Origin of the sequence: Paenibacillus turicensis (assembly GCF_017873435.1) — a bacterium.
GTDB lineage: Bacteria > Bacillota > Bacilli > Paenibacillales > Paenibacillaceae > Fontibacillus > Fontibacillus turicensis.
In genome coordinates, this window is sequence record NZ_JAGGKG010000003.1 from 1 (window position 1) to 14,650 (window position 14,650).

Annotated in this window: 13 protein-coding genes; 10 read left to right on the plus strand and 3 right to left on the minus strand. The window is 38.7% G+C overall.

Annotation, left to right across the window (positions count from 1 at the left end; all coding sequences use genetic code 11):
• The first annotated feature begins 103 nt into the window (after window positions 1-103).
• From J2Z32_RS04090 to J2Z32_RS22490, 3 genes are all read left to right on the plus strand, one after another.
• Window positions 104-391 (plus strand): holin, encoded by a 288-nt coding sequence (locus J2Z32_RS04090; RefSeq protein WP_210087905.1) that lies wholly within the window; start codon window positions 104-106, stop codon window positions 389-391.
• A gap of 287 nt (window positions 392-678) precedes the next feature.
• On the plus strand, window positions 679-2,043 hold the full coding sequence (locus tag J2Z32_RS04095) for a helix-turn-helix domain-containing protein (protein ID WP_210087906.1): 1,365 nt from the start codon (window positions 679-681) through the stop codon (window positions 2,041-2,043).
• On the plus strand, window positions 2,040-2,171 hold the full coding sequence (locus J2Z32_RS22490) for a hypothetical protein (protein WP_280921100.1): 132 nt from the start codon (window positions 2,040-2,042) through the stop codon (window positions 2,169-2,171). The genes J2Z32_RS04095 and J2Z32_RS22490 overlap by 4 nt, the downstream gene beginning before the upstream one ends.
• 124 nt (window positions 2,172-2,295) lie before the next feature.
• Here the strand turns inward: J2Z32_RS22490 and J2Z32_RS04100 are convergent, their stop codons facing one another.
• Window positions 2,296-3,183, minus strand: coding sequence for an Abi family protein (locus J2Z32_RS04100; RefSeq protein ID WP_210087907.1), 888 nt, complete (start codon window positions 3,181-3,183; stop codon window positions 2,296-2,298).
• A gap of 383 nt (window positions 3,184-3,566) precedes the next feature.
• Here J2Z32_RS04100 and J2Z32_RS04105 point away from each other — a divergent pair, with 383 nt between their 5' ends.
• The gene (locus J2Z32_RS04105; RefSeq protein WP_210087908.1) at window positions 3,567-4,544 is read left to right on the plus strand and encodes a helix-turn-helix transcriptional regulator; all 978 of its coding nucleotides are present in this window, start codon (window positions 3,567-3,569) and stop codon (window positions 4,542-4,544) included.
• Window positions 4,545-5,046: 502 nt separating this feature from the next.
• On the opposite strand, the gene J2Z32_RS04110 is transcribed toward J2Z32_RS04105, so the two are convergent.
• Entirely contained in the window at window positions 5,047-5,892 is an 846-nt protein-coding gene (locus J2Z32_RS04110; protein ID WP_210087909.1) for a YitT family protein, read from the minus strand.
• Window positions 5,893-6,241: 349 nt separating this feature from the next.
• Here J2Z32_RS04110 and J2Z32_RS04115 point away from each other — a divergent pair, with 349 nt between their 5' ends.
• On the plus strand, window positions 6,242-6,859 hold the full coding sequence (locus J2Z32_RS04115; RefSeq protein WP_210087910.1) for an acetate uptake transporter: 618 nt from the start codon (window positions 6,242-6,244) through the stop codon (window positions 6,857-6,859).
• 604 nt (window positions 6,860-7,463) lie between these two features.
• On the opposite strand, the gene J2Z32_RS04120 is transcribed toward J2Z32_RS04115, so the two are convergent.
• Window positions 7,464-8,411 (minus strand): ArsR/SmtB family transcription factor, encoded by a 948-nt coding sequence (locus tag J2Z32_RS04120; protein ID WP_210087911.1) that lies wholly within the window; start codon window positions 8,409-8,411, stop codon window positions 7,464-7,466.
• A 400-nt stretch (window positions 8,412-8,811) separates the two neighbouring features.
• On the opposite strand from J2Z32_RS04120, the gene J2Z32_RS04125 reads away from it, so the two are divergent.
• The 5 genes from J2Z32_RS04125 to J2Z32_RS04145 all read left to right on the plus strand — a co-directional run bounded on the left by J2Z32_RS04125 (window position 8,812) and on the right by J2Z32_RS04145 (window position 14,491).
• Entirely contained in the window at window positions 8,812-10,179 is a 1,368-nt protein-coding gene (locus J2Z32_RS04125; RefSeq protein ID WP_210087912.1) for an ABC transporter substrate-binding protein, read from the plus strand.
• 121 nt (window positions 10,180-10,300) lie between these two features.
• Window positions 10,301-11,191: a carbohydrate ABC transporter permease gene (locus J2Z32_RS04130; protein WP_210087913.1), complete on the plus strand. Its 891-nt coding sequence runs from the start codon at window positions 10,301-10,303 to the stop codon at window positions 11,189-11,191.
• A gap of 25 nt (window positions 11,192-11,216) precedes the next feature.
• A complete protein-coding gene (locus tag J2Z32_RS04135; protein WP_210087914.1) occupies window positions 11,217-12,059 on the plus strand; it encodes a carbohydrate ABC transporter permease in 843 nt (280 codons plus the stop codon).
• A gap of 47 nt (window positions 12,060-12,106) precedes the next feature.
• Window positions 12,107-13,516: an arabinan endo-1,5-alpha-L-arabinosidase gene (locus tag J2Z32_RS04140; RefSeq protein ID WP_210087915.1), complete on the plus strand. Its 1,410-nt coding sequence runs from the start codon at window positions 12,107-12,109 to the stop codon at window positions 13,514-13,516.
• 18 nt (window positions 13,517-13,534) lie between these two features.
• Window positions 13,535-14,491 (plus strand): glycoside hydrolase family 43 protein, encoded by a 957-nt coding sequence (locus tag J2Z32_RS04145; protein ID WP_210087916.1) that lies wholly within the window; start codon window positions 13,535-13,537, stop codon window positions 14,489-14,491.
• Window positions 14,492-14,650 lie beyond the last annotated feature (159 nt).

The following is a 14,650-nucleotide window of genomic DNA, read 5'->3' on the forward strand; positions in this document are numbered from 1 at the left end:
TTCTTACATGACTTCTCCAACTGCCATTCTGTCAATGAATGAAAACCTGAGAACGAGTGAGCAAACAAGAGAAAATATTAATTTATAGTGGGAGGAAATAAAAATGAATAACGCCATTTTAACTCAAGTATTATCCTTTGCATCTATTCTTGCCGTATTTGTGATGTCCATCGTACAGCTTGTAAAAACGACGCTCAACATCAACAAAAACCTTGTACCGCTTGTAGGCATTTTAGTTGGCTTGCTGATCGGTGTGGTCGCATATCCCTTTACAGACATGGATTTAGTATTGCGTTTATGGTCTGGAGGACTTGCCGGTTTGAGTGCGACGGGATTATTTGAATTAGCCTTTAATAAACGAGATGGAAATACGAAGGATAAAGAGCTTTAAACGACTTCAAGAATCCATTCAGCAAATGAAACAGGATTAAGCAATACAATAAAATTATAAAGTTAGACAATAAGTAGCTAAGTCAAGCTACCGATAAACGGAGCAATATACCAACTTTTAGGTATATTTGCTCCGTTTTTTTTATTTTCATAATTTAACTTATTGACAATATTAACCTATAGGTTTATGGTTGAATTATACAAATAATACTCTAACATACATTTTGAATTGTGGGTTTTGAATTCTTTTTTAATTTGTACTGAATCATTTATTTAAGAGGTGGTGTCGTGAAATCATCTACTATCCTAGCCGTCATGGAAAACTACATGAAGCAAAATTATTTAAATGGTCGGCAATTTGCCGAGCTGATCGGGGTTAACCCTGGAACAGTGACATATTTTTTTAACGGTCAACGAATTATTACAGTGTACAACTTAGACAAGCTTACCGAAGTGATGGGGTATCCTGAAGGTTATTTTTATGAGCAATATATTGAGGATTACTTGCGTGATCGAACCCCAAACTGGCGCCGAATTGGTCCTTATCTAAATCGTTGTGTAGAAATTGGCAAAATAGATTGCTTTAACAAGGTTGTAAATATATTAATGGAGCATTCTATCTACTGTAATTTATTGTTTGAACTGGCGGAGAAGTTGTTTAAGGAAGGCAATTATGCTTTAGCAGAAACCTTGTATGAAAACATAGCTTTAAGTGAGGAGAAGCAATATTCTGAGCGTCTTGCCGTGTGTCAGTATCGTCTTTTTAAAATTAAATTAGGAAAAAGCCAAGTTGATAATTACAAGGTTGCGAGTCAGTTTGAACCGTTTGTCGATCGCTTAGATGAGTGGGAGCAACTGGATGCCTTGAAGGATTTGGCGAATGTCTACCGTTCGCTTAGAAATTGGGAGCAGGTGGAGCTGTTCGCGAAGGAAATGGAGTATAAGGCGAACCTTCACTATTTCAGCAAAAAAAGAGAAAATCGCAATCCTATTCAGTTAAGTAGACCGCTTTTTGTATATATTACCTATAGCAAGCTGCTGCTCGCAGAGGTTTGTGAGGGAAGGAAGGACTTTGAGGGTGCGCTTCGCTATACATACCAATATGCGGATTTGAGTTGGGTGCAGGAGCAGGATGAGGGTACAAACTATTGGAAAACTCTCTTTAGGAGGTGGTCAAAGGCAAATATATATGCGAATAAGCTGATGAATGGCGAATGTTGTGTACTATCAGAATACACAGAGTTTCTTAAACAACACCCAGATGAAATGGTTACAGGACTGTTTAATATTGTATTTGCTGCAAATCGATATCATCTTAATGTAGATTATATTTTAAGAGAGTTTAGAAACAAGTTAGAAGCAGAATTAGAAGTCTACCCATCTCGCTTAGACAATGATCTTTACAAAGGACAAGTTCTCTTTGACAGTTACAATACCTTTTTATATGAACTAACCTGTTACTATTTAAATAGAAGAAAGCATACACAGGGGTTAAACATTTTAATACACGGACTTAAAAACTCTATATTTCTCCACAAGGAAATAAATATTGTTAAATTTATGGCTTTGTTTGAGCAAGTGAGAGGTTCAGCTTCTGAGGAGATCAATGAAAAGTTTAAAAATATAATTAGCGAGGTGCTAGAGAAGGTATGAAGAAAAAAATTATAGTGATGTTACTTTTAAGCATGGTGTGTATATCCTCAGGTTTAGTCGAAGCAAGTCAACCAAGTCAATCGAGTCCATTAGGTATTCAAGTTAATTCTCAGCATGGTGGGGCTTAATCATTGTTTTGAATTTTAACAGAGAGTAGGGACAAGCCGCATCTAGTATATGGATGTGGCTTGTTTTATACAATTCAGAAAATTTGTATATCTCTACAATGTCCCACATAGAATTGGTGAAATATTAATTTAACTTTTGTTTGATTAAGATCGCTTCCCAATCCTCAGGAAATCCAATTCGTTCTAACTCTATAAAGTCATTATATTCGTTAAGTAACGCTTCCAACCGTATCACAAAATTATTCCATTTCTTTTGTTCAGGAATTAGATGTTTAAGAACATAAAGGTGAGCAAAAATTCGGTTTTGCTTAATACGCAGCTTTTTGGATTTATGATCCAGTCTTGGCTTGCTTGTAAACGATCGGTTATATAATCTGCCATAGTGAGCACATATATTACGAACATAAGATAGGCATTTAAGCCAACTCTCAAGATAAATTGCTGGTGCTTGATAATTGTTTTTTGCAATATAATTCTTATCTTCATTTTTCATATTAGAGTACAACTTTGAAAGAGTTCCGAACGAGAGTATTTCAATTGCTACCCAAATGGGGATGTTTCCTTCATATTTACTGAAATGGTGCTTAATAAATATTTCTTGAGATCGACTGATTTCCTTATTCAATTCAGTAACAAAAGTCTCATGATAGTTTTCATTTTCAAAATGTGATGATTCCAAATGTCCTAAGGCGCCATATGTATGAGCAATGTGATAAGAAATATGAGTGCGAAAAGAAATTTCTACTTGCTCTGTTAGGTCCATAATCAAGTAGCGTAAACGATGATCAAATTCATATATGGCATGGATTTGGGTAAATGTTACTCCGGAGTGAAATCGATCATTGCTTTTGAGACTCAACCCATATGCGCTCAGACGGTAATAATTAATTCTCTGCAATGTTTTAAGAGCAGCATCTTCATCATCTATTATAAGGCCTCGTTTTTTTAGAATTACAATTTGTTCTTCGAAAGTAGCAGGTGGCTTAAGCCCAAGAGCTATTTGTGGATTCATAGAATTCCCCCGAATAATAAAAAGGCCCACCTTGGTACGCATTGTTAAGAGGCGTGGTGGGATCTGTTACCTTAATTTTACAATAGTTATATTCAGTTGTCAAACCATTTATCAATTTAGCAAGTTGAAAATGATAGAGAAATTTCATAATAAACTAAAAATTCTTACTCAAGTTTTTAAGCAGTAGTTTGATTCCTAATTTCTTACCTGTTATTGTAAAAACTGAGGGTCAATATTTTGAATAACTCTAATAACCTTATGAATGATATCTTGTGTTATCTATAAATATCCCCATCCCCTCAATCTCAGCAACTAAAATCAAGGCACACCATCTCCATTATCCTATAATGGCTGTAGAGTGGTTGAAACGAGGTGAACAATTCATGTACGAGTGGCATAAGCAGATCAACATCATTGTAAATGAAATTGACGAATGTATTAAAGAGCGTAACGATGAAGCGCTAACTCTGTCTTCTTTGTCTAGCAAGCTGGGTTATTCCGAGTTCCATACAACGAGAAAATTTAAGGAAATATCGGGCATACAGTTTAGAGATTATTTGCGGCTGAGAAAGCTAGCTTTTGCGTTAAAAGAGGTGCGAGATAGCGAAAAAAGCATTGTTGATATTGCCTTTGATTATGGCTTTTCCTCGCATGAAGCTTTTACAAGAGCCTTCAAAGGCACCTATGGTGTTGCGCCAATCGAGTATCGTAAACACCCTTTGCCTGTGGTGCTCCGTACAAAAATACTCCCCTTTGACCGCTACTTTTTAGGTATTGGAGAGATTGGAATGGTAAAATCTACGGAGGATGTTAAGATTTATTTTGTAACGATTCCCGCCCATAAGCTTTTGTACGTTAAAAACTATGAAAGTAACGGCTATTGGGATTTTTGGCAAAAGCAAAGCACTGTACCAGGACAAGATTGTGATACCATTTGTGGGTTACTGGATAGTGTGAAAGGAAAGCTAGATGACCTAGGGGATGATACAGGGATTTGTAACGGGGGATCTGGTCAGGTGTTGGGATACATTCATGATCCAGAGGCTCGCAAGTTTGATTGTTATGCTGTTCCTCGTGCCGAATTTTATGGCGTGCGTCTTGCCGCTGATTATGACGGGGAAGTGCCACCCCAAATGCTGATGATGGACGTTCCTGAAGCGGAATACATCGTGTTTGAACATGGCCCATTTGATTATGAAAAAGAAAATCGGATTGTGGAGGACACAGTGGATCTGGCAGTCGCTACTTTTGATTATGCAGGCACAGGTTATTGCTTTGACACTTCACCAGGGAGAGTAGCCTACTTTTACCATGACCCAACCCGCTTTTGGAAGTACATTCGACCTGTACGGAAAGTATAAATCATTCTTCAAAGTGTATAAAGTATTTAAAATGTTAGAATGTTTTGAATCATATGAATGCTTAAAAGATTTAAAAGGCTTTAAAGGTTTGAAAGGTTTTAAAGGTTTGAAATGTTGTAAATTGAAAAAGTACGATAATATAAAATCGTTATATTTTTCACCTCGGTCTATGAATTTAGTTGCTAAGCGATAAGTAGCAACAAACCCAAGATAAATAAAAAAGCCAAGCTATTCACATTGTTTTACTGTACTTGTGAACAGCTTGGCTTTATGCTTTTCTCTCCCTGCCCCTCACTTAAATTAGTGGTTGACACCAACTCACATTAGCGAAGGGACAGAGGGATTCTGGAGAATGAAATATTCGTATTTGAAACCAGATTTCTACTATAGAATTTAATCTAATGGAAGAAATCTGGTTTCAACAACGATCGCAAGAACCCTCTGGAGCGCAGCAACCACCTTCACAGTGAAAGTGTCAATCACTAATTTACAGCCTTCGTCTCTACTTCGATATATCCACAAACCCTTCCCCAAACACATCTCTTGCATCATGAATCGTCACAAACGCATTTTTATCGGTTTTGCGAATGATCTTTTTCAACGTCGTAACCTCTTGCTTGTTAATGACGGTATACAGCACTTCTTTAGGCAACTTCGTATAATAACCGTATCCGGTTAGCACCGTAACACCACGATCTAAAACGTGGCTAACCTGCTCTGCAATTTCATCCTGTTTTTCAGATATAATGGTAACTGCTTTTTTCGGGTTTAAGCCTTCGACCACAAAGTCCATTACCTTTGTCCCCACAAATAACATGACGATCGTTAGCATGAGTTTTTCTGCACCAATAATAAAGTAACAGGAGAAAGCGACGATAAGATCAAAAAATAATAAAGCATAGCTAATATTCCAGTTTAAATATTTGTTCATCAGTCTGGCTAAAATAACCGTCCCCGCAGACGTGCCCCCTGCACGCACAATCAGCCCAATTCCCAAACCGACCATTAAGCCTCCAAAAATGGCATTGATCATCGGTTCATTAGATGTAATACTCCAGTTGTGACTAATACCGAGGAAAAAGGAATGTGCCGCCACAGCAATAATCGTATATAAAGTAGTTAGCTTCCCAAGAAATTTGTATCCAATTAAAATGAGGCAGGAATTAATAATTAAGCTCGTGAGCCAGGGCTGAAATGCGAATAAGTAATACAAAATGATGGTAACACCTGTTACGCCACCTTCGCCAAACTCATGGGGAATGACAAATAAATTTATTCCCAGCGCAAAAATAAAAGAGCCAAGTATGACAGATAGCACTTCCATCATGCGCGTTTTTACAACATTCATGTCCAATCACAATCCTTCCAATGTCCAGTTTCGTTTAATTTCTTATTTATATAGGAAACATTTCATTAAGACTTTAGTGTCACCACTAAGCAATCACATTATATGTGAAGGTTCAAGTTTCACCCTGTACATCTAATCATGTAAGTGTAAAAATCTCAAGTTTTCATACTAATATATTAATAATGTAACAATGTAGTTGGTTAAAGTAGCTAAATATATTTATTCCATGAATATTCATATAGGCTAAGTTCCTAACGTGTGATATGATAGACGGCGTGTCTTAGGTTTGTCGTAACAATCGAAGACAATAATAAATATTTTTATAGATAAAATGGGGGATCGGTTAAGTATGTCATCACAATCAACACAGCATGTCAAAATCGTGAGTGCAGACCCTAGTGCAATCGGGTTGTTTGGTCTTGCGATTGTAACCTTAGTAGCTTCATCACAAAAGCTTGGAATCACTACGGGGTTAGGATACGCTGTTCCATGGGCAATCTTTTTAGGCGCATTTGCACAATTATTTGCAGCGATTCAGGATGCGAAGCATAATAATACATTTGGTATGACCGCATTTGGTGCATATGCATTTTTCTGGTTTGGCATGGGTGCAAGCTGGCTCGTGAAGATGGGCGTATTTGGAGAAGCATTAGCTTCACAAATCGATGTTAAGCAGCTTGGTTTTGCATTTGCAGGTTATTTTATTTTCACTGTGTTTATGACCATTGGGGCAATGGAGACACACAAAGTATTATTTACGATTTTTTTACTCATTGACTTTTTATTTTTAGGATTATCATTAGATTCCTTTGGCGTGGGCAATGGGTTCTTCCATGAAGTTGCTGCGTTTGCGGAGTTAGCGATTGCGATTGTTTCATTATATGGTTGCGGAGCAGCTGTGCTAAATACTCATTTTGGCAAGGTATTCCTGCCAGTGGGTAAGCCATTTGGTATTTTTAAAAAGTAAAAAGTGTAAAAGTTAAACTTAAGTAGATTTTGACAACGTTTGTGAGTCATAGACTCCTAGATCATAGACGCTGAGATAAGAAGACCTTAGAATGCTTTTATTAGCATTTTAGGGTCTTATTTACATATATTGATTTCACATAAAAGATACCAACCTTATGAGGCTAGATTGTAAATTATGGTATACTAAAAGGGACAAAGTAACCGGTGGGATTACTGACACGGCGACTCTTCCGAAAGGAGGTGACGCTGTGTCACTTGATCTTATAGTGAAAATTCTTGACGTGCTACTAAAAGTAGTCGGTATTCTCTCAAGTATGTTAAGTCTGCTTGGAAGTAATAAAGAGAAGAAAACACGTAAAATCAAGAAAAACCACCGGCGATAGGTTGGCTCCCTTACCGGTGGTTTTTCTCTTTACTTGAATAACTCGCCGTGGTTGCCCACTGGCCTTTGTTATAAGTCACGATGTTACAGCATCGTGGCTTTTCTTTAGCTTAAGCTTTTTGTGCTTCCATTATACCATACGTCTTCATTTTGTGTAACTTTACAAGTAACCTCTATAAGTAAACTATAATTTATTTATCCCATTTATTCTTTTTTTTGCTTATAATTTCTCATTCATCGACTGACCACTCAAATCATCCTCCACATCGTACAACACCCGTGCAATTAGCTCTTGGCTGTAGTTGCCAAAATGCTTGCCATAAATCGTAAGCCCTCTTTTATTTATTGGTTGATCCGTCACCGCAATTCGCAGTGTAATGTCACTTTTATAATCTAATCCAATTTGCGACAACGTAACGTCTGAAATTCGACAGCCATCAATAAAGCTACCTTCTTGGTTGATGCGAATCAGCTTCAGCATACCGTATTGATTGAGGTGAGGAGGCCACCAGTCAGGTGTAAACGTCCCACGTGCATCCCCAAAATCCCCTGGACTCGTCCAAAATCCAATTTCAATTCCATTAATGTAGAAATAAATATCAGATGGATAATTGTTCGAGAAGCCGGGCGCTTCTGAGCTAAGCTCCATTGAAAACTGAATTTCCCGAAACGTTTGATTAGGCTTCAAATAGTTAGGAATACGATATTCTAAATATCCGTCCGCTAACCAAATGATTTCAGAATTTATCCGCTGTGGATCAGCAAAATAACGTGGATCATCAAAATCACCAATAATGCTGTCCTTTGTCGCTAAGCCACAGGTAGGCACCGCTTGATAATCACTATAATGTCCGACCTGTATTTCCACCTCGTACAAATTAGTTACATCCTTACTTTGCAAATCCACCATTAATTTATCCTTATTTAAATAACACAGCTTTTGAATGCCATGCTTCCCAACAGAGGTATTGATCTCGATGAGTCCACTTTCCTCTAGCTTCTTAATATGCATTGTAATAGCCCCGTTGCTTAAATTCAGCCTTGTTGCAAGTTCATTAAGATTAAGGGACTGATTTTTAGCAAGCAGTTCAATAATTTGAATCCGTATTTCGGAGCTTAACGCTTTAAAAATATCTATTCCACTCATCAAGTCCTTGATATAGATCATTGTAAAAATAACCTTCTTCCTCGTGATATTGCATTTGTTTTATATTAGTATAAACTAACGCGCGATTTTTATAAAGTTTTTATCGTGTTTTCTGGTATAATGACTATAAATAATAAATTTTAATTATTACATAGAGGATTGTTTTATATTAATATAAAATAAATAGACTCAAATAACCATTAAATTACTATTATATGCAAATAATTAGTGTGTTTTTACATTAAGTTTAGATAAATATAAAAAGGTTTATATCTTTATGTTTACAACAGTTTTGATCTATGTTATTTTATATTTGTAAGCGGATTCATATATGCGTTTATAAAATTATTTATAGTTTATTAAAACAGTTATAACCCTGTTATAGCTAAGTAATTAGAATTTTTTTAGGAGGGGTTCTCAGATGTTAAAGAAAAAAAGCTGGTTTGTTCTCACTTCTCTAATTTTAGTGCTTTCACTTGTGTTAGCGGGCTGTGGGGGGAGTAAAAACGCCAACAGTGGCGGTAAAGGCGACTCAGGCTCAGGAAATAAGGAATTAACGTTTATGTTTAGAGGAGGACCCGATGAGCAAACGGCTTATAAAAATGTAGTTAAAAAGTTTGAAGATGATCATCCAGGTGTGAAAGTAAAAATCATCGTGACGGCTGCGGATCAATATGCAACGAAGCTGAAGGCAGCGATCACAGGTAACAAAATGCCGGATGTATTTTATTTTGAATCTGGAGATTTGAAGGCGTATGTCAACAGTGGCATCTTACTTAACTTAACTCCTTATTTGGACAAAAATGAAAAAGTAGACCTCAACAATATATGGAAATACGGAATCGATTTGTATCGTTATGATGGCAACATGGCGGGTCAAGGCGATATTTATGGGATGCCAAAGGATGTAGGTCCATTTGCATTAGGTTATAACAAAACGATGTTTGAAAAAGAAGGCATTCCACTCCCTGATAAAGATAAACCAATGACTTGGGATGAATTTGTAGATATCAATAAAAAGCTGACCAAGGACACCAATGGAGATGGCAAGCCAGATCAATATGGTTCAGGCTTTAACGTGAACTGGGCATTACAATCATTTGTATGGAGTAACGGTGCGGACTGGATTGATGAAACTAAAACAAAAGTGACCATTGATGATCCGAAATTTGCAGAAGCATTGCAATATTTTGCTGACCTACAAAATGTGCATAAGGTGACACCTTCCATTGAGGATTCTCAAACCTTGGATACGTATCAACGTTGGATGAAAGGTGAAATGGGCTTTTTCCCTGTAGGTCCTTGGGATATGTCTACGTACGAAACATTGCCTTTTAACTATGATTTAATTCCTTACCCAGCAGGTTCAACAGGAAAATCAGCAACTTGGACTGGCTCATTAGGTATTGGGGTTTCAAGCAAATCCAAAGCACCAGAGGAAGCAGTGGAGCTAGTCAACTACTTAACCGCTTCACGTGAAGGCATGGAGCAGCTTGTCAATGCGAAGGTACAAATTCCTAACCTAATCGATATGGCACAAGAATGGGCTAAAAATTCAACTACAAAACCAGCGAACAAAGAAGAGTTTTTACAAATTGTCGAGGATTATGGACGTGTATTGCCAGGTCACTACACCTATAATGCAGAATGGTACAACTTATTTTTCACTGACATTCAACCTGTATTAGATGGCAAAATTACAGCGGAGCAATATGTGAAGGAAGAGCAACCAAAAATGCAAAAGCTGTTAGATAAAGCGATTGAGCAGGAGAAGAAGTCTAAAAAGTAACTGAGGTGGCACAACAAATACGTAGTGTTACCCACATTTAAAAGTAATGAAGTGATGTTAGTCTCCAATTAAATACTGAGGCTAACATCATTTTAATTCTGCATCATAAGAGGTGAAGAAAATGAAGGCAAAATCCAACCTTTACAGGAAGGAACGAATATATGGATATTTATTTATTCTTCCTCCAGTGCTTGGATTGTTAATATTTACACTTTTCCCTGTAGTTTATTCCTTTTATGGCTCATTAACAGATTGGGACGGCTTAGGGAGCATGAACTTTGTTGGCTTCGACAATTTTAAAGACGTATTTAGTGACGAGCTATTTTATAAAGCAGCATTTAATACTGTATTTTATATGATTGGGATTCCGATTGGTATCGTGTTAGCGCTATTGCTAGCGTTAGGTTTAAATCGTAAAATCCCAGGAACCACCACGTTCCGCGTCATTTATTATATCCCAGTCATTTCATCACTTGCCGCGATTTCAATTCTATGGAACTGGGCGTATAACGGCGATTATGGATTAGTCAATCAGTTTCTTGCTTTGTTTGGTATTGACGGTCCAAACTGGCTGATGAATAAGCACAGCATTAAGCCTGCCATCATCTTAATGACGGTATGGAAAGGGTTAGGTTATACGATGCTCCTATACTTAGCGGCGTTGCAAAGCGTGCCTAAAACATATTATGAAGCGGCAGAGCTGGATGGAGCTAGTGGCTTTAAAGCATTTAGACATATTACTTGGCCGATGGTGAAGCCTGTTACCTTCTTTATTGTGGTGACGAATATCATTGGAGGCTCGCAAATATTTACGGAAATTAACATTATGACACCAAAAGGGGGAACAGAATTCTCCTCCGCTTCGGTCGTATTTTATATTTGGGATAAAGCATTTGGCAACCTGCAAATGGGGTATGCGTCCGCTATGGCGGTTGTGCTAGGCTTATTCATTTTTGTAGTCACTTTAATTCAATTTAGAATGAATGAGAAATCGTCTAGCGATCTGGCTTGATGAGGACAGAAAGGAGGAACAACACGTGTCGCATTCACAAAAAGTAAAGCTTATAAATACGATTATTTTTATCGTTTTGGCGATTGGTGCAGTATTTATGATTGCCCCATTGCTTTGGATGGTTACCACCTCTGTGAAGGAAAAGCAAGATGTGTTTGCATTACCACCTAAATGGATACCTGACACCATCAATTGGATTAAATATAGTGAAATTTGGGAGAAGGGGCCTTTGCTAGATGGGATTAAAAATAGCTTAATTGTGGCTTTAAGTGTAACGATTGTGGGGACATTTACATCAAGCTTAGCCGCCTTTTCTTTTGCGAAGCTCAAATTTCCGCATAAAAATAAAATCTTTTTATTGCTGCTAGCTGCGATTATGATTCCTTATCCTGCGGTAATGATTCCGCAATTTATGTTTTTCTCAAAAATCGAATGGGTAGACACCTTACTTCCTTTAATTGTGCCAGGCTTGTTCGGAAATATCATCATGATCTTTTTTATTCGCCAATATTTAATGAGTGTGCCTGATGAAATTATTGAAGCGGCAAAAATAGATGGTAGCTCTTACTTCAGATTATTTTCAACGATTACCTTCCCACTAATTAAACCAGCGGTAGCCGCACAGCTTATTTTGTGGTTTATGGGCATTTGGAATGACTATTTAGCACCAATTATTTATTTGAATTCACCTGAAAAGCAGACGCTCCAGCTCGTCATTGCGAACTACAATGCGACGTATGCCATTCAAACCGATTACCCGTTAATTATGGCGGCTTCTGTTGTGGCGTTGTTACCTGTGTTGATTACATTTTTAATTTTCCAGAAACAGATTATTGAATCCGTTGCAATCTCAGGTGTGAAGGGATGAGGATGAGAAATTGGTCATTCAAAATGAGAATGGTGGTGCTGTGTTGTATGGCTATGTTGCTAATGCTTGGCCTTGGGGGATGTGGAGCTTCTTCTGATTCAGCTACACCTCCGCTAGTGTATCCAGAGTCACCCGGAGAGTTCCCGATGTATGATGTGTCTAACATCAATAATGAATCGGCATGGGAGACGGTTAATACTCATGATCCAAGCATCATTAAGACGGATAAGGGCTACTACATTTTTTCTACCGATATAAAGGTGGGCGGGGAGCCGCGTGCAGGTGTGATGGTTCGTCGTTCCGATGATCTTATCCATTGGAAATGGGTGGACTATGCGCTGCCCGGTGTACCACAGGAGGCAAAAACTTGGACGAAAGCGACCAATCTATGGGCGCCTGACATTGTGAAATATAAGGATCAATATCGTTTGTATTATTCGGCATCAACCTTTGGCAGTAGACAATCGATGATCGGACTAGTGACTTCACCCTCCATTGAGGGGCCTTGGGAAGAAAAAGGGAACGTCATTCGTACAAAAGGTACGGATGGATTAAATGCGATTGATGCCAATGTGGTGACAGATGCACAGGGGAAAATGTGGATGGTATATGGCTCCTTTTTTGATGGGATTCATATTATCGAATTAGATCCTGAAAGTGGAAAACCAAAGGAGCAAGGCTTTGGCCCAAAAATTGCCGCACGTAGTAAAGCGGTGAATAACGGCGCAGTAGAAGGGCCTTACATCGTTTACAATGAAAAATTTAAAAAGTATTATTTGTTCGTTTCCTATGATTCCTTATTTGAAAATTACAATGTGCGAGTAGGGCGCTCAGACTCTATTACAGGGCCGTATTTAGATTTTAATGGTCGAAATATGCTAGATACTCAGCATGAGCCCCAATATGAGGTGGGAACCAAGCTTTTAGGTGGTTATCGTTTTGGTGAGGAGGAGGGCTGGATTGCGCCAGGACACAATTCAGTGCTTAACGATGATGGACAATATTACATTGCTCACCATGCCAGAGGGGAAGCCGATAAAAACTGGGCTTACTTGCATATTCGTAAAATATTGTGGAGTGAAGACGGCTGGCCGCTAGTATCCCCAGAGCGTTATGCGGGGGAAAAGGAGCAGGATGTCCCGAAGGTAGAGGTTGTCGGTAAATGGCAACGTATTGTGCAGGACCCTTTCCTTGATGGGCAAGCCGAGTCCGATGAGCTTGAATTGCTCAAGGATGGAACATTTACTGGTGTGCATGGCACAGGCGTATGGACGCTACAGGAAAATAAGCGAACTTTACAGTTAACATGGAATTCGTTGTCCCAAGGTGAAGGTAAAATAGAAACCGTCGCCTTATCCCCTGCATGGGACTGGGAAAAGGGTGTCCCTTGCCTCGTGTTCACAGGACTTAATGAGCAAGGCGTCAGCATATGGGGGAAGAAAATTAGCTCTAATTGAAGATACGGAGGAGAAACTATGACAACTCAAATTAAATATCCTGACCCACTTGTGGAGCAACGTGCGGACCCTTGGGTATATAAGCATAGTGATGGTTATTATTACTTTACAGGTTCCGTGCCTGCTTATGATCTCATCGAGGTACGGCGTTCCACAACGTTAGCAGGGTTAAAGGATGCACAACCTGTTGTTGCTTGGAGAAAATACGATACTGGGCCACTAAGTGCGAATATTTGGGCGCCTGAAATTCATTATATTAATGGTAAATGGTACATTTATTTTGCGGCGGCTAGAACAACGGAAACAAGAGACGGCTTATTTGATCATCGGATGTATGTGCTAGAAAATGAAGCCGAAAATCCGCTAGAAGGGACTTGGGTGGAAAAAGGACAAATCGTAACCCTATGGGAGTCATTTGCCCTTGATGGTACAACTTTTCAGCATAATGGAGAGCTATATTATGTATGGGCACAAAAGGATCCTGAAATTGAGGGGAACTCCAACCTCTACATTTCTAAAATGAGCAACCCTTGGACGTTAACGGGCGAGCAGGTTATGATCTCAACCCCTGAATATGATTGGGAAATTATCGGTTTTCGCGTCAATGAAGGAGCGGCAGTATTGAAGCGTAACGGAAAAATCTTTATTTCCTACTCCGCTAGCGCTACCGATCATAACTACTGTATGGGACTGCTCATGGCAGATGAAGGCGCTAACCTGCTTGATCCACCGTCATGGCATAAGTCGCCATCACCTGTATTTCAGACCAATGAGCAAACACAGCGATATGGACCGGGGCATAACAGCTTTACACTATCAGAGGATGGTCAAGATGTAATCATTTATCATGCTCGTAGCTATAAGGACATCGAAGGTGATCCCTTATATGATCCCAACCGACATGCACGCGCGCAGATTTTCACTTGGAATGAGGATGGAACCCCTCACTTTGGCATCCCAGGCAACAATGGCTAAGTAAATATGATTTGATAAATAAAGGTAATAAAAGCAGACTAAAAGTACGCTGTATAAGTAATAGCAGTATTAATTCAGTATTGGTTGAGAGGAAGCAAAACTAGCGAAGGGGTAGAGGGATGGTGGAGAAGTGAACACGTCCGCCTTTACAGCCTGTTT

Coding starts and splice junctions, on each gene's coding strand:
- J2Z32_RS04090 (WP_210087905.1), top strand. CDS start 104: ATGAATAACGCCATTTTAACTCAAGTATTATCCTTTGCATCTATTCTT.
- J2Z32_RS22490 (WP_280921100.1), top strand. CDS start 2,040: ATGAAGAAAAAAATTATAGTGATGTTACTTTTAAGCATGGTGTGTATA.
- J2Z32_RS04100 (WP_210087907.1), bottom strand. CDS start 3,183: ATGAATCCACAAATAGCTCTTGGGCTTAAGCCACCTGCTACTTTCGAA.
- J2Z32_RS04105 (WP_210087908.1), top strand. CDS start 3,567: ATGTACGAGTGGCATAAGCAGATCAACATCATTGTAAATGAAATTGAC.
- J2Z32_RS04110 (WP_210087909.1), bottom strand. CDS start 5,892: ATGAATGTTGTAAAAACGCGCATGATGGAAGTGCTATCTGTCATACTT.
- J2Z32_RS04115 (WP_210087910.1), top strand. CDS start 6,242: ATGTCATCACAATCAACACAGCATGTCAAAATCGTGAGTGCAGACCCT.
- J2Z32_RS04120 (WP_210087911.1), bottom strand. CDS start 8,411: ATGATCTATATCAAGGACTTGATGAGTGGAATAGATATTTTTAAAGCG.
- J2Z32_RS04125 (WP_210087912.1), top strand. CDS start 8,812: ATGTTAAAGAAAAAAAGCTGGTTTGTTCTCACTTCTCTAATTTTAGTG.
- J2Z32_RS04130 (WP_210087913.1), top strand. CDS start 10,301: ATGAAGGCAAAATCCAACCTTTACAGGAAGGAACGAATATATGGATAT.
- J2Z32_RS04140 (WP_210087915.1), top strand. CDS start 12,107: ATGGCTATGTTGCTAATGCTTGGCCTTGGGGGATGTGGAGCTTCTTCT.
- J2Z32_RS04145 (WP_210087916.1), top strand. CDS start 13,535: ATGACAACTCAAATTAAATATCCTGACCCACTTGTGGAGCAACGTGCG.